This window comes from Vibrio qinghaiensis, assembly GCF_002257545.1.
GTDB classification, from domain to species: Bacteria; Pseudomonadota; Gammaproteobacteria; order Enterobacterales; family Vibrionaceae; genus Vibrio; species Vibrio ordalii.
The window spans coordinates 123,008-140,310 of sequence record NZ_CP022741.1 but is presented as its reverse complement, the minus strand read 5'-3'; the positions used below and the strand labels follow the sequence as shown (position 1 = coordinate 140,310).

General features: G+C 45.9%; 17 protein-coding genes and 1 pseudogene. 9 read left to right on the top strand and 9 right to left on the bottom strand.

Annotated features, from left to right (window positions below):
* Nucleotides 1-57: 57 nt before the first annotated feature.
* Both CCZ37_RS00690 and rhtB read right to left on the bottom strand, forming a co-directional pair.
* Nucleotides 58-1,284: an EAL and HDOD domain-containing protein gene (locus CCZ37_RS00690; protein ID WP_094499514.1), complete on the bottom strand. Its 1,227-nt coding sequence runs from the start codon at nt 1,282-1,284 to the stop codon at nt 58-60.
* Between the two features lie 17 nt (nt 1,285-1,301).
* A pseudogene (rhtB, locus tag CCZ37_RS00685) lies at nt 1,302-1,415 on the bottom strand (homoserine/homoserine lactone efflux protein); the annotation flags it as partial.
* Between the two features lie 74 nt (nt 1,416-1,489).
* Between rhtB and CCZ37_RS00680 the strand changes: the two are divergent.
* The 4 genes from CCZ37_RS00680 (at nt 1,490) to CCZ37_RS00665 (ending at nt 5,290) form a co-directional block, all read left to right on the top strand.
* The gene (locus CCZ37_RS00680) at nt 1,490-2,488 is read left to right on the top strand and encodes an alpha/beta fold hydrolase (RefSeq protein WP_094499513.1); all 999 of its coding nucleotides are present in this window, start codon (nt 1,490-1,492) and stop codon (nt 2,486-2,488) included.
* Nucleotides 2,489-2,638: 150 nt separating this feature from the next.
* Nucleotides 2,639-3,466: a Cof-type HAD-IIB family hydrolase gene (locus tag CCZ37_RS00675; protein ID WP_094499512.1), complete on the top strand. Its 828-nt coding sequence runs from the start codon at nt 2,639-2,641 to the stop codon at nt 3,464-3,466.
* A 189-nt stretch (nt 3,467-3,655) separates the two neighbouring features.
* Nucleotides 3,656-4,684 (top strand): COG3650 family protein, encoded by a 1,029-nt coding sequence (locus tag CCZ37_RS00670; protein WP_094499511.1) that lies wholly within the window; start codon nt 3,656-3,658, stop codon nt 4,682-4,684.
* The gene (locus CCZ37_RS00665; RefSeq protein WP_088728528.1) at nt 4,685-5,290 is read left to right on the top strand and encodes a tRNA-uridine aminocarboxypropyltransferase; all 606 of its coding nucleotides are present in this window, start codon (nt 4,685-4,687) and stop codon (nt 5,288-5,290) included.
* Here the strand turns inward: CCZ37_RS00665 and yigB are convergent.
* The 6 genes from yigB to lptM are packed head-to-tail and all read right to left on the bottom strand — an operon-like array spanning nt 5,276 to nt 9,870.
* Nucleotides 5,276-5,989: a 5-amino-6-(5-phospho-D-ribitylamino)uracil phosphatase YigB gene (yigB, locus tag CCZ37_RS00660; protein WP_017049936.1), complete on the bottom strand. Its 714-nt coding sequence runs from the start codon at nt 5,987-5,989 to the stop codon at nt 5,276-5,278. The genes CCZ37_RS00665 and yigB overlap by 15 nt on opposite strands.
* A 3-nt stretch (nt 5,990-5,992) precedes the next feature.
* Complete coding sequence (gene xerC / locus CCZ37_RS00655) at nt 5,993-6,925, bottom strand: tyrosine recombinase XerC (protein ID WP_094499510.1); 933 nt, start codon at nt 6,923-6,925, stop codon at nt 5,993-5,995.
* Nucleotides 6,897-7,601: a DUF484 family protein gene (locus CCZ37_RS00650; RefSeq protein ID WP_094499509.1), complete on the bottom strand. Its 705-nt coding sequence runs from the start codon at nt 7,599-7,601 to the stop codon at nt 6,897-6,899. The genes xerC and CCZ37_RS00650 overlap by 29 nt, the downstream gene beginning before the upstream one ends.
* A 24-nt stretch (nt 7,602-7,625) precedes the next feature.
* Complete coding sequence (dapF, locus tag CCZ37_RS00645; RefSeq protein WP_010319875.1) at nt 7,626-8,456, bottom strand: diaminopimelate epimerase; 831 nt, start codon at nt 8,454-8,456, stop codon at nt 7,626-7,628.
* Between the two features lie 11 nt (nt 8,457-8,467).
* On the bottom strand, nt 8,468-9,721 hold the full coding sequence (gene lysA, locus CCZ37_RS00640; protein WP_094499508.1) for a diaminopimelate decarboxylase: 1,254 nt from the start codon (nt 9,719-9,721) through the stop codon (nt 8,468-8,470).
* 29 nt (nt 9,722-9,750) lie between these two features.
* On the bottom strand, nt 9,751-9,870 hold the full coding sequence (gene lptM, locus CCZ37_RS19650; RefSeq protein ID WP_033197445.1) for an LPS translocon maturation chaperone LptM: 120 nt from the start codon (nt 9,868-9,870) through the stop codon (nt 9,751-9,753).
* Nucleotides 9,871-9,945: 75 nt separating this feature from the next.
* Here lptM and cyaY point away from each other — a divergent pair, with 75 nt between their 5' ends.
* Complete coding sequence (gene cyaY, locus CCZ37_RS00630; protein WP_017044535.1) at nt 9,946-10,260, top strand: iron donor protein CyaY; 315 nt, start codon at nt 9,946-9,948, stop codon at nt 10,258-10,260.
* Nucleotides 10,261-10,304: 44 nt separating this feature from the next.
* On the opposite strand, the gene CCZ37_RS00625 is transcribed toward cyaY, so the two are convergent.
* Entirely contained in the window at nt 10,305-12,833 is a 2,529-nt protein-coding gene (locus tag CCZ37_RS00625; protein ID WP_094499507.1) for a class I adenylate cyclase, read from the bottom strand.
* 350 nt (nt 12,834-13,183) lie between these two features.
* On the opposite strand from CCZ37_RS00625, the gene hemC reads away from it, so the two are divergent.
* Genes hemC through CCZ37_RS00605 form a run of 4 tightly spaced genes read left to right on the top strand, consistent with a single transcriptional unit; the run spans nt 13,184 to nt 17,233 of the window.
* Nucleotides 13,184-14,122, top strand: coding sequence for a hydroxymethylbilane synthase (gene hemC / locus CCZ37_RS00620; RefSeq protein ID WP_094499506.1), 939 nt, complete (start codon nt 13,184-13,186; stop codon nt 14,120-14,122).
* Nucleotides 14,123-14,125: 3 nt separating this feature from the next.
* Nucleotides 14,126-14,887, top strand: a complete 762-nt coding sequence (locus CCZ37_RS00615; protein ID WP_017042042.1) for a uroporphyrinogen-III synthase — start codon at nt 14,126-14,128, stop codon at nt 14,885-14,887.
* Nucleotides 14,871-16,052 (top strand): uroporphyrinogen-III C-methyltransferase, encoded by a 1,182-nt coding sequence (locus tag CCZ37_RS00610; protein ID WP_094499505.1) that lies wholly within the window; start codon nt 14,871-14,873, stop codon nt 16,050-16,052. Before CCZ37_RS00615 ends, CCZ37_RS00610 begins: the two co-directional genes overlap by 17 nt.
* Nucleotides 16,052-17,233 (top strand): heme biosynthesis protein HemY, encoded by a 1,182-nt coding sequence (locus CCZ37_RS00605; RefSeq protein ID WP_094499504.1) that lies wholly within the window; start codon nt 16,052-16,054, stop codon nt 17,231-17,233. The genes CCZ37_RS00610 and CCZ37_RS00605 overlap by 1 nt, the downstream gene beginning before the upstream one ends.
* Nucleotides 17,234-17,303 lie beyond the last annotated feature (70 nt).

Here is a 17,303-nt window from a genome sequence, read left to right as displayed (position 1 = left end):
AAAAATCCGCTACCAACAATGGCAGCGGATTTTTATGTGCGAATTAGAATTAGAGAATCATACCAAGCGATGAATATCTTGGCTCCAACGTTGGGCGGCCGACAGCTCATCACTCACTTGACTTACTTCTAACCCCAATAAATCACAGTGATTTTCAACACCTTGCCAATCAGCTTGTTCAAAACACTCTTCCAATGCGAGCAATACACCAATCGGACCTTCACGCTTTTGCAGTGCCAACTTAACCACATCACACAAAGGCAACTGAGCCACTAACTCTTCAATTGAAATATCCAGTAAAGCATCTAACACAGAAAAGAGGCCAATTAAAAAAGCTTGCTCGCGATGTTGACGAAATGAAGGATGCCCGGACATTAATTGGCAAAATTGAGCTCGTTGCAAAGAGAGGTTATACAACTCTTTCGGCTTTTTGGCTGAGACAAATGAAGCAACGGCTAATGATACAAAGGTTTTGAGTTTATCTTGACCAAGATAAACCAAAGCTTGACGAAAAGAGGAAATCGGCACAGATAAGCGATCAGACATAGTGTTGACAAATCTGAGCAACTTATAGGAGAGAGCGACATCTTGCGCCACAATATATTCAATTCGCTCAAAATCAGCATTTGGCTTACAAACTTCTCGAAACAGCTCCAAAGCGATAATCTGTTCAGGCCCAACATAACGCTGCTTGATCATTTCTGGTTTACTAAAGAAATAGCCTTGGAAAAAGCTAAAGCCGGCATTGCGTGTTACAGTGAACTGGTGAGCGGTTTCAACTCGCTCCGCTAAATAGCGGCGCTTACTGCCTTCCGCTAAACGCTGACGAACAAACTCACACGCGTGATCTAAACCCAGCGCCATAATATCGAGCTTAACGATGTGCACATAACTCAGAAAGCGTTCCCATTCCGGCGTATAAACAAAGTCATCCAATGCCACCAGATAACCACGCCGATATAACTCTTTTACCGCCTCAAACAACTCATCGGTTGGTTCACAGGTTTCGAGCACTTCCACCACAATTTGTTCTCGCGGCAACGTTAAAGGCAAACGACGAATTAAACTCTTGTAGGGAAAATTAATAAAACAGCGTGATTTGGAAATATTGGGATTGATCCCCACCGCCAGAAAGTTTTCGACGATCAATCGATACGTGGCTCGATTCGACTCAATGTGCGCTGGAAACGCGTTTTTTTCCCCATCACGGAAGAGTAACTCATAACCAAGCGTATGTTGCTTGGCATTTAAAATCGGTTGTCGTGCAACATAAGAATAATGCATTAACGGTTAGTGTCTCATTTTGGTGTAGCGTAGATAGGGTCATAGCTGATGGAATTGACTGTACCTGAACCCGGCGCCAAACTAAACAGTATAGCGGTCACCACATAGGTAAGCCAAACATGAGTATCCATTGCAATTCCTCTAAACTAGACTAATCTAGCGTAAAAATGAACTGTTCCTCGAATCTGTCCAATAAGAATAATCCATGAATCAGACGAGTCCAAACTCCCCACCTTATACTCAAGAGTCTTTCTTTGAGCAAGTGATCAATACCACGATTGCCGATTTCTGGCACTCCAGAGAAGAAGGTTTTATCAAATCTGCTGATAAAACAAAACTTTATTGGTGCAAACTTACCTCGCCTCAACACTCAAAGGCGATCTTCGTCGTCAACGGGCGAATTGAATCTTGCTGGAAATATCAAGAGCTATTTTATGATTTTTTCCAACAAGGCTATGATATTTATTCTTTTGATCACCGTGGCCAAGGGCTTTCAGATCGATTAATCGACGATCCACAAATCGGCCATGTCGGTGAATTTGATGACTACATTTTAGACATGCAGCGTGTCATTGAGCACTTTGACTTAAGCCATTATGCACAACGTTTTCTCGTCGCTCACTCAATGGGCGGTGCCATTGCGACTCGGTATGTACAAACATACCCTCAACACCCATTTGCGGCTATGGTGCTCAGCGCGCCAATGTTTGGTGTCAACATGCCATGGCAATTACGTCCCATCGCCATGACACTGAGCCAAGTGCTAACGGCAATGTATACCAAACCAACCTATGCGCCAGGCTATCAAGCCTATTCTGCAAAGCCTTTTGAGATCAACCCATTAAGTCAAAGTCAGGTGCGTTACCAATGGTTTCGAGACCTGTACCAACGCAAACCCGAATTGCAAGTCGGCGGCCCTAGCACGCGCTGGGTATGGCAAGGACTCATGGCGGCAAAGCAGTGCCAACTGATGACTCGTCAAGTGAAGTTACCGACATTCATCTTACAAGCAGGACAGGATGAAATTGTCAGTAATGCGGATCAAATTCGCTTTGTCACTAAGCTGGCGAAAACCAATCCATCTAGCAAGCTGGTCATCATTGAAGGAGCAAAGCATGAGCTCTTTTTTGAAAAGGATTGCTATCGAAACCAAGCACTTGATGAGCTATTTAAGCAATTCCAATCTCTTGAGAACACGGTTTAATCGCGGTGTTAGAACTGAGCAAATAGAGGAAATTTCAATTGAGAGTTTTACCCTCTTTTTCCTCTTTAAAATGGCGTAAACTAAGCCACACCAAAGTTTCTCCACCATCTGCGATCTGCAAACCAAATCGACCATGATAATGAGGGTTTTATGACCACCGAATGTAAAGAGCACGCGATTCATATCGTGGCGTCCGATCTCGACGGTACACTACTTGCGCCAAACCACCAATTGAGCGAATTCACCAAGCAAACGCTACAAGCGCTTCACCAAAAAGGCTTTACTTTCATCTTCGCTACTGGTCGCCATCACGTTGATGTGGCGGGTATTCGCCAGTTAGCGGGCATTCCAGCCTACATGATTACTTCCAATGGCGCGCGCGTTCACGATCAACATGACAACCTGATGTACAGTAAAAATGTACCGCAAGAATTGGTACAGCCCGTCATTGACGTGTTTAAGCAAAACCCTGATATTTTTGTTCACATCTATCAAGATGAATCGTGGTTATTGAATAAAGAAGATGAAACGCTGCGTGATTTCCACGAAGAATCCGGCTTTAGCTACCAAGTATTTGATGTCAATAACGCACCTACCGAGGGCGTCGCCAAAATATTCTTCACCCACCCAGCGCAAGATCATGAGTTATTAGCCCAATTTGAAGAACGCTTAAACGATGTTTTTGGCGACAAACTGAACGTCGCCTTCTCAACACCTTGGTGTTTGGAAGTGATGGCAGCAGAAGTGTCGAAAGGGGATGCGCTCAAAGCCGTTGCAGAATCATTAAACCTGACCCTAGATAACTGTATTGCGTTTGGCGATGGTATGAACGATGTGGAAATGCTGTCGATGGCTGGTAAAGGCTTGGTGATGGGCACATCGCATCAAAAAGTGTTCAATGCACTGCCGAATAACACCGTGATTGGTAGCAATGCAGAAGACGCCGTGGCTCACTATTTGCGTGAACATTTATTGTAACAGCAGCCTGCAGTAACGAGCGGTCACAAAACACAGCGCCATTTGAGCGCTGTTTTTTTGTTCATAACAGCTTTGCGATTTATCTCTGATACTTGTCCGCGGGTTGTTAAATTCACACCCATCAGTTCAATTTGCCAGCGCCTTTGTGCCATAATCTAGCCTCGTTGCATTGCCCAAAAAGAGTCTGCTATGAAAGTGCTTCACTGTTCCGCGCTGTTATTGACCACATTAATGCTGCAAGCCTGTGCGACACACAACGCATCACAGCCACCAGCCGTACCGATGGCGAGTTTGGATAACCCCAGTTCAATCAAAGCGCAATCCTTTATTATGCGTGGAGAAGTCGTGGTAGGTCATGAGGCGCAAACCTTTACACCTTGTGGTAGCAATCAACAATATTGGCTAGCACTGACGCCACAGCAGACTCAGCAAGCCTTGAGTTTGGCTCGCTCGCCTTATCAGCCTTTGTATGGAGAGCTCATCGGTACTTTATCAGCGCCAAGCCGCACAGGCTTCGATGCCGATTCCAGCGCACGTTTCAACGTGACCAGCATCAATATGCTCAGTGCTGAAAATCCGAAACGCTGCAATCAACCACTCAAATCGACACGCGCTTTTGGCAACGAACCGTCATGGTCCATTCACTTTGAAGGGAAAAACCTTAACTTTCAAACCATCAGCGGTGAAACTCAAACATTCGCTATCACAAAAAGTCAGCTATCTGAAACCAAGCGTGAGTACCAAATAAATCAAGGTTCGCTGCTCCTCACACAAAAAATGTGCAGTGACGGGATGAGTGACTCGCTGTACGGCTGGAGCTCCACCTTAAAGGTGGGCGAAAAAAGCTATCAAGGGTGTGCCACTTTAGGTAATAGTGATGCGACGCTTCCATGGGTTGGGGCTTATTATGCTACTTCGACCCAAAATAGGGATTTCACGATTCGTTTGCAACTGAATGCGGATCATACCGCTAGCACTCATTATGACTACAACGATGGTCAGCCATCGACCGTCGAAAAGGGGTTTTGGCAACCATTAAACCTGAATCAGATCCAAGTTGTCATGACGCGCCACCAGCAACAATATCTGCTTTCCGAACGTATATTTACTCGCAATGGCCACCAACTGAAAGCAGAAAAAGAGAAGGTGGGCGATGTTCTCTACCCTATCGCCAATGGCGGTTTAACGTTATTTTCTGAAAATATCGAGACACCATAAGTGACCAGACCGTGCCCTTGCCCAGTTTGCCATTTTAGCTATCAATGCCTCTGTTCACTGCAACCAACACTGGATAGCCAACTGCGCATTGCACTACTGATGCATGAAAATGAACCGCATCGAGCGACCAATACTGGCAAGCTGCTGCTGCGTAGCTTGCCCAATTCCTCTGTGTACATCTGGGACCGAGTCTCTACGGCGAAATCATTACAAAAGAGAATTCTGGATGAGAAGTTAAACGCGGTGGTTATTTTCCCTTCGACGCGCAGTCAATCGCTCACCGAATACCAATCTCTCTCAACGTCTGACACTCAAGAAATCGTGTTTATTATCCTGGATGGGACATGGCAAGAAGCCAAGAAGATGCTCAATAAGAGCCCTTGGTTATCCGATTTACCGCAGCTACACCTCACCCCAAATCAAATCTCTCAGTATGGATTAAGGCGAAATCAAGATGCTGGTCATTTATGCACGTTAGAAGTGGGCGTTGAGCTGCTCAACTCTCTCGGAGAAGCAAATAATGCGAGAGAGTTACGCGCCTTTTTCACTTACTATCTCAAAGCTTTTCAAGCGGATAAAAGCGGTCACGCCCTAAAGCTGCAGTAATGAATCCAGTTGATGGATTTCAATATCAGGCAACACTTTGGCCTTACGAGTGGCGAGCAAGGTTTGGCCTTGATCGTTATACCAACAGGCTTGAAAACCATTACATTTTGCGCCTTGCACATCGGTTATCAGATGATCACCAACGTGTAAAATCGAGGCTGCAGGTAGCTGTAATGCAGCCTGCGCTTTGTCAAAAAGATCCGGATACGGCTTGGCCAAGCCATCGGGACCCGCTTTAAAAATTTGTTGAAAATAATGCCCCAAGCCAATTTTGTGCGGGTCAACATTGCCGTTGGTAATCGCCACTAACGGCATGCGCTTTGCCAGTTCGGTCATCACGCGGTGCGTCTTCTCTGGCACCGTGATTAAGTGACGTAACCGCAACACTTCTTCAATGGCATTCTGCGCAGCCTGTAAAGCAAGTTGCGGCGAATAGCCTAACTGAATTAAGCCTTGTTCTATCTGCTTAAATCGCCACTGAGTGACATCATGGCCGAGCAGTGGCTCTTGCAGCGCCAGTTGCTGTTTAAGTTGCTGCCACCAACTTATCGGACGCGTCGCGGAAAGTGGATGATGAGTGTGCAGCCACACGACCATTTGCTGCTCAACATGACGGATCACTGGATGGTTGTCATACAGCGTGTCGTCCAAATCAAAGCTCATCGCTTTAATGGGGCCGATATTGCGATAAAAGTGCATGCGTTACTCGCTCTGTTTCTTTTTACGTGCTCTTGGGTGCGCTTGGTCATAGGCCTGCGCAAGATGTTGAAAATCCAAATGCGTATAAATTTGCGTCGTCGAAATATTCTCATGACCCAGCAACTCTTGCACAGCACGTAAATTATTGCTCGATTCAAGCATGTGAGTCGCAAAAGAGTGGCGCAGTTTATGTGGGCTAATATGGCTAGCCACCGCCTGCTTTTGCCCCCACTCGGCCATGCGTTTTTGTACGTTGCGATGCGAAATACGAACACCCAGCTTTGAAACAAACAAGCTTTGCTCATCAGCGTTCGCAAACTGCGCCCGTATTTTCAACCAATGCGCCACCCATTCTTTGGCTTGCCCTGCAAAAGGCACCTTACGTTCTTTATCCCCTTTACCCACCACTCGAATCTCGCCGCGGCTAAAGCTCAGGTCTTTTACGTTAATGCTGACGAGCTCCGCTAAACGCAACCCAGCACCATACATCAGTTCCATCATGGCGCGATCGCGCACTGACAGCGGATCATCATCCTTGACTTCGAGCAGTTGTGCGACTTCATCCACATCTAAGTTTTTCGGTAACGGGCGTTTTTTACGCGGTGCTGCAACGCCTTTGGCCGGGTTAGCCGTCAGTTCACCACGCAAGATCAAGAAATCAAAAAAACTACGCAATGAAGAGAGACGCGTCGCTAAACTGCTGGCTTTCATCCCTTCACGCATCCCTTTACTCGCCAGCTGTCGCACCCAAGCGGCATCGACTTGTTGCCATTGACTCAGCCCCATCTGCACTAAATGCTGCGCCATGGTTTCCAGCTGTTGTTTGTAATTGCGTTGGGTGTGCAAGCTCAACCCTTTCTCGCTCCGCAGATATTCATAGAAGCGAGTTAAGGGCTGCTGTAAGCCGTTAGGCAGAGGTGTGGCTGATTCGGTCATGCTCAATCGGTTGCCAAGGTAGAGTCTCAATTAAATGAGAGAGAACTAACGCCAAATGACGTAAAAAGAGGGTATCCATGCTCGGTTGAAAATGGCCACCATCTTCACTTGCAAACGCTAACACGCCTTGTGATGAGCGCTTACCTAATGGTAAAACCACATACGAACCCATTTCTGGCGCAGCGGTTTGTTCACCAAATAACGCTTGGCGATCCAACTTTTTCATACGCCCTAAATAAGCATTTTTGCCATTAAAATGGTTAGTTGCAAAACGCTGCCATTGCTCTTGGGTCAATTGATAATCGGTTTCAGGCGAGGCCAGTAAACGGATATACGCGACCAAACCTAAGGTTTGGGCTTTGTTTTCTATTGTCTTGCATACTTGCGGCATTGAGTGGCATTTTAAGATTTGCTCTTGCAGATCCATAAATTCGTGGAAAGTGCGGTCATTATTGGCCGCTAATGACATAAAGGCTGTGATCTCTTCCTCTAACTCTTCAATTCTCTGACGCTGACGATTCAGTTGTAAATGCACCAAAGAGACCGCACCTTGTTGAGGGTGAGGCAAGGAGAGCCTGTCAACCAGCTCTGAACGCTGGAGGAAAAAATCGGGGTGATCTCGTAAATATTCAGCCACAACTTCGGCTGTGAGTGCATCCGCTTCAACGTGTGACAAAACGATTCCTTATCTTACTTAACCCTAACAAGAGACTTGACCATCAAACACATGAGTCGCAGGGCCTGTCATATAGAGTGGCTTACCCGGCCCTTGCCAGTGGATCTCTAACGAGCCACCAGGTAAGTGTACTGTCACCTCTTCCGCCAATAAGCCTTGAAGAATACCAACGGCAACCGCGCCACACGCGCCACTGCCACACGCTTGAGTTTCACCCGCGCCACGTTCATAAACACGTAGCTTCACTTCATTGCGATTCAGCACTTGCATGAAGCCTGCGTTAACACGCTCTGGAAAACGCTCATGGGATTCAAGCAGTGGACCCAAAATTTCAACCTCAGCGGTTGTCACATCCTCCACCACTGTCACCACATGCGGATTGCCCATGCTCACCGCCCCGCAGAACAAGGTTTTCTCTTCAACGCGCATGATGTAGGTTTTCTCTGCCTGTTTGGCTCGAAATGGAATCTTATTAGGCTCAAATTCTGGTATGCCCATGTTGACGGTGATTTGATCATCCTCTTCAACATTTAAAACCATTTTGCCTTTTTTAGTCGTGACTCCGATGCTGTACTTATTGGTCAGCCCTTTCATCCGCACAAAGCGAGCAAAGCAACGTGCGCCGTTGCCACACTGTTCAACTTCGCTACCATCAGCATTAAAAATACGGTAGTGAAAATCACTTTCCGGATCATACGGCGCTTCAACCACTAATAGCTGATCAAACCCCACGCCAGTATGACGATCCGCCAAGCGACGGATCAAATCAGGGGAGAAGAAGACGTTTTGTGTAATGCAATCAACGACCATGAAGTCATTACCCAAACCGTGCATTTTAGAAAAATGGAAATGCATAATGCTTCAATTTACTCCGGCAGAATACGCTCTAATGCCCATAGGCTCGATAGTGCTTCACGCTGACGAACAAGGTGGGTTTGTGTACCATCCACCATCACTTCCGCCACGCGAGTACGTGTATTATAGTTCGAAGACATCACAAAACCGTAAGCTCCTGCTGAGCGAACCGCCAGTAGATCTCCCTCATCCAAGACCAATGAACGATCTTTACCCAAGAAGTCACCGGTTTCACAAATAGGCCCAACCAAGTCATAGGTTAGCGCTTCACCTTGGCGCGGCACAACAGGAACAATATCTTGCCAAGCTTGATAAAGCGCTGGACGCATCAAATCGTTCATCGCCGCATCAATAATGGCAAAGTTTTTGTGTTCGGTATGTTTGAGAAACTCTACTTTCGTCAACAACACGCCCGCGTTAGCCGCAATAGCACGTCCCGGTTCAAAAATCAGTTCGAGATCTTGATGGTTACTCAAACGCGCCAACAAGGCTTTGGCATAATCGGAAGGCTGCGGAGGTAACTCATCGCGATACACCACACCTAAACCACCACCAACATCCAAATGTTTAATGGTGATCCCTTCCTCTTTAAGCTGATCAATTAACGCAAGTAAGCGATCGGTTGCATCAATAAAAGGGGCAATAGCGGTCAGTTGGGAGCCAATGTGGCAATCAATACCGTGAATTCTGAGATTATCTAAGCTTTGCGCCAAGCGATAAACATCCAGTGCACGGTCAAAAGCAATACCAAACTTATTGTCACGCAAACCGGTTGAAATATAAGGGTGGGTTTGTGCATCCACATCAGGGTTGATGCGCAGTGAAATCGGTGCTTTCACACCCAGCTCGCCAGCCACTTTATTTAAACGTGCTAATTCAGGCTCGGATTCAACGTTAAAGCATTTAATCTTGAGCTCCAACGCGCGTTTCATTTCCGCTTCCGTTTTACCGACGCCAGAAAATACCACTTTCGCCGGGTCACCACCCGCCACCACAACACGCTCTAGCTCTCCTGCCGAAACAATATCAAAACCTGACCCTAAACGCGCCAAGGTGTTTAATACGCCTAAGTTTGAGTTAGCCTTCACCGCATAACACACCAGATGAGGGTGTTCGCCTACCGACTTATCAAAAGCATGCCAGTGACGCTCTAAAGTAGCGCGAGAATAGACATACAAAGGCGTGCCGTATTGCTCAGCCAACTCTGTTAATGCGACATTTTCAGCCCAAAGCTGACCATCGTCCTGATAATTGAAGTAATCCAAAATTCGTTTCCTTTAAGCTAAATCAATGACTATGGCTGAGGTTGTTCACTCTGCTCAGGCTCTGCTGGCATGTATAACGGCCCGGTTTGACCACACCCTGCTAAAGCAAGGAGTGACAACATAAAAAGTGCAGCGATTGATTTTTTCATTTTGCATGTCGTGATTATTGAGTCAATGCCCCCTATAATCGCACCACAATCAGGAAAAGCAATAGGATAGACAGGATGAACGATACTGAATTTCACCAACTTGTCGATGAGCAGCTAGAAATCATTGAACAAGCGATAGACAACGCAGGTGCCGACATTGATTACGAAACCTCAGGTAATGTGATGACGTTGGAATTTGATGACCGCAGCCAAATTATTATTAACCGCCAAGAGCCGATGCATGAAATTTGGCTGGCATCAAAGTCAGGCGGTTTCCATTTCAAACTGATCGACCAAAACTGGATTTGTTCAAAAACAGGGCTGGAATTGATTGCGATGGTGAAACAAGAATGTGAAAAACACGCTGGCGAAACGATCGACTGGGTGTAAAGCAACAACGCCAAGTGACAAATATGTGACTTGGCGCTACCGAACTAAGCGTTGACCGCTTTTGAAGGACGAGAATAGAGCGCGGAATCGTTACGATAAGGGACAATATAACTCTCCCCTTCTTCTGGGTGGACGATTTGATAATACTGCGGCAGATTGAAGTTAATAAGTTTAGCGGAGAGTGGGTTACCGTCGCGCACTGAGGTATAAAAGCTGTTGACGTTAGTGATCATCTCATCTTTTTCACCGCTGAACTGGTGATAGACTTCAATTTGGTTCGACTCATCCAGCACATAAATGTTGAAGCCTTTATCGGTATCTTCAAAGAAAAACTGCACCAAGCCTTCACTAGCAAAACCATCGACGATTTCCGGTAGTTGATAATCTTGATCGCGATCGAGCATTAACAGCGGTGAACCTTTCAATTTGTTGGTTGAGATACTGCGGTAAAAATCTACCGAATTTTCCAACTTCTGCACCGAAACCCCTCGCCGCTCAAAAAACAGACCATACATTTGATCGCCAATGCGTAACGCTTTAAAACGGCGACGTTTCTCTTGCTCTATTGGTTTTAACCGCAAATCGATACATTCAGCCAGCAACTGGTACACCATATTGCGCATCACGCCACGCAGACTTTTGCTGTAACAAAACACATCGACAGACTCTGGCGGTAGCGCATCTTGGTGCATTTTGCCAAGCACGGTTTTCAACGCGTCAAGCATCGCCGTTTCGCCAGTAAAATGGAGAGTCCGTACTTCATGCCACGAGTTTCGATACACTAGATCGACACTACCGACTAAGCTTTTTTGCTCAGATCCGAAACTGAAAATATCTATATTTTTCAAATCAATTTTGAACGATTTACCGCTTAATTCCGCGGTAGGATCATTTTCAAAGTTGATGAACATCGCCAGTTGGCTGATTTCACAAGGGCTCGCTAAGGCCTGCATGGTCGGCCGCCGCTTACGCAACGAGAAGGTATTACGCAAATCGCTAACCATTTGATAGAACTTATCAATATCCAACTGTGCGTCACGTACTACTGAATGCAAATGAGTTGATTCTGTGATCAAACCATTAAAGAAGGCCCAAGAAACCAGCTTACTGAGGTATTCATTATGCTCAAGGAAAGGTTGGCCAATCATACGATAGGCAACCAGAGGCTGTTTATACAGATACCAGCCCGCTTTATTGGTTCGCCCTTCTCGAACTTGAATGAACGAGAGATCCGGCTCGTGCAGATCTGGCGAGATTTGTGGATTCAGTAGCGTAACTTTACCCGGCAGCACCTCAAACACCGCATACAACTTACGCGCGAGGATTGATATATCTTGTGGGCTAATGGCCGAGGTGATGTCATTACGACGCGCAAACTGGATCAGGTTTCGATAGCTCAGCATCAACGCATCTAACAACGCATGGTGGACAACTTTAACTTGTTCGACTTTCCAATTACGGCGATTGTCTAATTCTTGAACAACAGATTCTGTCCAATCCCACTGCTGAATCATGTGGCTTAATGCTTCTCGACGCCATGCCACTGAGCCTAAGCTCGGCTCACGGGATAACTTTTCATGCGTTTTGAGATAAAAACAACGACGCACCAGATCAAGACGGGCAGAATCACCAATGCGTTCAAGGTAACGCGTCACTTTTTCAAGCATTAAATAGTAAGCATCCATACTGTACAAATCAGGTTCATGAGTAAAAAACCGTCGTTTGGTATCAATGCTTAATAATTGCGTGTGTGGGTACTCCCACGAATACGCCTCAAGCAGAATCGCTTTTAACACTGACTTGTAAGGCGAGTCGATGCTTTTATAAAGCTGCCAAAGGTTTGCGCCGAAATACTCTTCAGCAGGAATGCGGTTCAACTTACCAAAATCGATCCATTCACTGCAATTAATGTAATCATTGCTGCACAATTCGTGCACGTATTCGTCGTAGCACTCTTCCATTTCAGGAGGCACGATTTGCCACAGTAAACGCTTACCTGCCAACCGAACGGCAGAACGATAGAACTCGTCCAATAGCAGAAGATGTTGCGATGAACCACAGTTTTCGCCTGTCATCTGCTCAGAATGATTACTGCGAAAACGTAGCTCATCCATCAAGAAAAAGTTAGCTTCCACCCCTTGGCTCTTTGCCCAATCAGTGATCAACAAACATTTGTTGCTTAAGCTTTCCCGCTCATCACAGCTCATACTCGATGCTACACATACCCAAATATCTAAGTCACTCGAGGTGCTTTGACCGATCGACGAGGTACTGCCCATGGTATACAGAGCAAGAATTGCGGGGGTGTCTGCAGTCGGTAAGGGTTGACCTAAGGTGAGTTCTGTATCTTCAACCAGCTGACGTTGGATGTCGTCAGGCTCAAAACCATAGACACCATAAGGGACTTTTGCATCGTAGTAGCCGGGAATAATCGGGTGATTGAAGTGCAGTAATGCAGGAATGAAATGAAATACACGTTGACTTTGCAAATCCATAAGCGCCAGCGCACGCTCGGTACGTTGCTGGTTGAGATTGTCTAATCGTTGAATTAACGTCTTGGTGTAAGCCTGCAAGGTTGATTCCTTGGTTGAAACATTAACACGCGCTTTGATTATATTTTATTCTAAAGCACCAAAAAAACGTGATCAATCTAACATTTTCTTTCCATTTGGTAAAGCCCTCTCGATGCATATCACACTCAGGCAGAGCATGCCTACAATGCACTCCAACGACCTTGGCTATAGTGTCGTAGCTATTTACACTTTGTCGTAATAGCTCATTATATAAACGAGATATAAATCACACAATTTTGACCAATTTATGCTATCTCTTCATCAATCCTTCACAGCGACGATCTAGTAGTAAACCTTTCATAGCGGGAATGATAGGATTAAACCATCCATTACCTACACTCGGGATTATCATGACTCACGCAACACCCATTCGAATCGCCACACGTAAAAGCCCGCTCGCCCTTTGGCAAGCTTATTATGTTAAAGATGCGCTGCAAGCGGCTCATCCTGGCCTAGAAGTGGAATTAGTGACCATGGTAACCAAAGGTGACGTCATTTTAGATACGCCTTTAGCTAAAGTGGGTGGTAAGGGGCTTTTTGTCAAAGAGTTGGAAGTCGCTATGCTTGAAGGCCGTGCCGATTTAGCAGTGCATTCAATGAAAGATGTTCCCGTCGATTTCCCTCAAGGGCTTGGACTAGTGACGATTTGTGAACGCGAAGATCCACGTGATGCTTTCGTTTCAAACACCTATCAAAGCATTGAACAACTGCCTCAAGGTGCCATAATCGGCACCTGCAGCCTGCGTCGCCAATGCCAACTCAAAGCATATCGACCAGACCTTGTGATTAAAGAATTACGTGGCAATGTCGGTACGCGTCTTGGAAAACTCGACGCAGGTGAATACGATGCGATTATTCTCGCCGCAGCAGGTTTAAAACGTTTGAAGCTTGAAGATCGCATTCGCAGCATTATTGAACCAGAACAATCGCTTCCTGCAGTAGGGCAAGGTGCAGTCGGGATTGAATGCCGTTTAGATGACGAACGTTTAAGAGCATTGCTTGCGCCACTCAACCATTCTGACACGGCTGATCGCGTGAAATGTGAACGAGCCATGAACCTAACACTAGAAGGCGGCTGCCAAGTACCTATCGGTAGCTACGCATTGCTCGATGGTGATCATATTTGGCTAAGAGCATTAGTCGGTGAGCCTGATGGCTCTAAGATTGTGCAAGGTGAGATTCGCGGCCACCGCTCCGATGCCGAGCAACTAGGAATCACGCTTGCCCATCAATTGCTCAATGATGGAGCGCGAGATATTCTGTCCAAACTCTATTGCGAGCACGAATAAAGCATGACGGTGTTGGTCACTCGCCCCGAAAATCAAGGGATTGAACTTTGCCAACAATTAGCGAATCTCGGCATTCGCTCCGTTCATCATCCGCTAATTCAGATTAATGCGGGAACCGATCTCCCGCATTTACTCCCAGAACTTCAGCAATGCGACATTATTATTGCGGTTAGCCAAAACGCGGTGACGTTTAGCCATCAATTTTTGCAAGATCACCGATATTTTTGGCCAAATGACGCCAGATACCTTGCCGTTGGTCAAAAAACCGCACATGTTTTCAGCAAATTGAGCCAACAAAAAGTACACTATCCGCAGATAAGTGACAGTGAACACTTGCTTGCCCTACCACAGCTGCAATCAATATCGGGCCTTAAGGTGATGATTTTACGTGGTAATGGCGGACGTGAGCTCATCCACGACAGCTTAATCGAGCGTGGTGCTGATGTGGTATATAAGGAAGTGTATCGACGCGATACGATCACCTTCTGTGCCGCTGAATCGATATCTCTGTGGCAGCAACAGCAAGTCACTCAGTTAGTTGTCACCAGCTCAGGCCAACTCAATTTTATGATGGATCAACTCTCTGATTCACAACGACTCTGGCTGCTAAATTTAGCTCTTTTTGTCCCAAGCGAGCGAATTCGACAAGAGGCGCTGTACATGGGATTTGGGTGCGTCACGGACGTGGGAAGCGCCTCCAATACAGAACTCGCGGCTAGTATTAGCCAATCTAGACAGGACTCTAAGCATGACAAGCAAAAATAATAACCCGCATATTGAACCTGAAAAAGCAGCCACACCTCCTCTGGTTACAGAAAAAGACGCAACGGATAACCTTGAGCCACCAAAAAGTTACGTGCAGGACCCCACGTCTCAGCCTGAAGAAAAGAGTGATAAACGAGCAAAGCGCAGCATTAAACTTTCTGTTATTGCAATTAGCCTATCCATCATTTTCAGTGGTGGCATAGCTTATCAAATGCAGCAAAAAGACGCCTTTTACCAAGCCAAAATCAACGCATTGCAGACTCAATTAACACAAACCCAAAGTCAGCTCGCCGCTGAAATCAATCAAATAAAGCAAGAAACACAAACCAAAGCGGACCAACTCACTCACAAAACTGACGTAGCCTTGAATCAACAGCAAAAAAGTATCGACAGCTTGCAACTGGCGATAGCTGACATCAAAGGCCGCCGTCCCAACGACTGGCTACTAGCAGAAGCAGACTACTTAGTAAAACTGGCAGGACGTAAACTTTTTCTAGAACATGACATCGTCAGCGCGACCAAGCTAATGGAAAGCGCTGATCAGCGTATTGCTGCGCTGAATGACCCAAGCTTAGTGCCGCTACGCAAAGCCATGGCACGTGACATTACTCAGCTCAAAATCATCCCATTGATTGATCGTGAAGGGCTAGTGTTACGCTTAACAACCTTACAGCAACAAGTTGACACTCTACCGCTGGCCAATGCCATGTTGCCTGAAACTCAGCAGCAATCAGCGCCCCAAGTTTCCGAAAATATTAACGACTGGCAAAATAATCTCGTTAACTCATTGAAAGACTTCTCGGAGAACTTCATTACCTTCCGCACTCGAGAGGGTAATGCCATTCCGCTACTGTCACCTGAACAGCACTTCTATCTAAAAGAAAATCTCAAAGCAAAATTAGAAACCGCCATTAAAGCCGTATACGCAGAACAACAAGAAATTTATACAACGGCACTGAGCACAGCAGATAAATGGTCAGCCAGCTTCTTTAATTCCGATGATCAGAGTGTGCAGCAGTTTAGTCACGCGCTATTGCAGCTCAGTAAACAAAATATACAAGTGCAATATCCAGTTAAACTTGAAACTCAGCACGAACTCGCTGATGTCATCACTGAACGCCTACGCCGTGAAGTCTCTCCAATGAGCGTTACGGAGGATAAGTAATGTTTAGAGTCATCTTTCTTTTTGTAGTATTAGGGGCCGGTTTATTTGTCGGAACCCAATATGCTGGTCAGCAAGGTTATGTTCTTATCTCTATAGCTAATAGAACAATAGAGATGAGCGTAACCACCTTAGTGATCTTTGTGATTGCACTCCTCTCTGGATTATTTAGCTTAGAATATCTCCTCAAAAAAGCATTCTACGCCAGTTCAAACACATTAAACTGGTTCAGCGTACGTAAGTTAAAGCGCTCTCGCCGTTATACCAATGAAGGTATCATTAAACTTCTAGAGGGAGACTGGAAGCAGGCAGAAAAGAAAGTCACTCGCTGGGCGAACCACCATGATATGCCGCTGCTCTGCTATCTTGTTGCATCGGAAGCCGCGCAGGGAATGGGCGACAGAGCAAAACGAGATTATTATTTAGATCTCGCGAGTCAGCAAAGTAATGCAGGTCTAGCTGTTGAATTAACTCGTGCCAAACAACAAGTACGAGAAGGAGAGTTTGAGCAGGCGCTAAGCACTCTATCAGCCTTACAAGCCACTCATCCGAATAACACCATCGTGCTCAACTTACTCAAGACAACATACCTACACCTAGAACAGTGGCAACCGCTGCTTGAGCTTTTACCTAAGCTCCAAAAAGCAAAACAGATCGATACGGACGAGAGCCAACAACTGAACCAAAAAGCACAATGCGGTTTACTAAAAAACGTCGCCCAGCAACAAGGTAGCGAAGGCTTAATCAATCATTGGGACAAGCTCCCAAGGAAAACCAAAAACGACGTTATTTTAACTCAATGCTTCATCGAGCAGTTGATCCAACGAAAAGCAGACTCGGAAGCATTTACCGTCATTAAAGAAACATTAAAGAAACACCCAATGCCAGCTCTGTATTCATTATTGGCAGAGCTCAATTTACCAGATAGATACCCAGCAATTTTGTTGTTACAAGAAGCCATTAGTAAGGATAGTGGTAACGCCGAAGCACACAGCGCACTGGCTCAATTGCATATGAGAGAGCAGAAATGGGCTGAGGCGCAAAGCCATTTGGAAAAAGCGTTATCGCTCCGTGCCAATGTATCTGATTACGCTTATCTTGCCGATAGCCTTGAAAAACAAAACTACCCTAAAGCCGCCGCAGAAGTCTCACGTAAGGCTCTGACCATGATAGAGCATGTTTAAATGGCAATCTAAGCACATAGTACCAGCCTAAATAAAAATATGAACTAATTGAGGGCATTCAACGATAGAA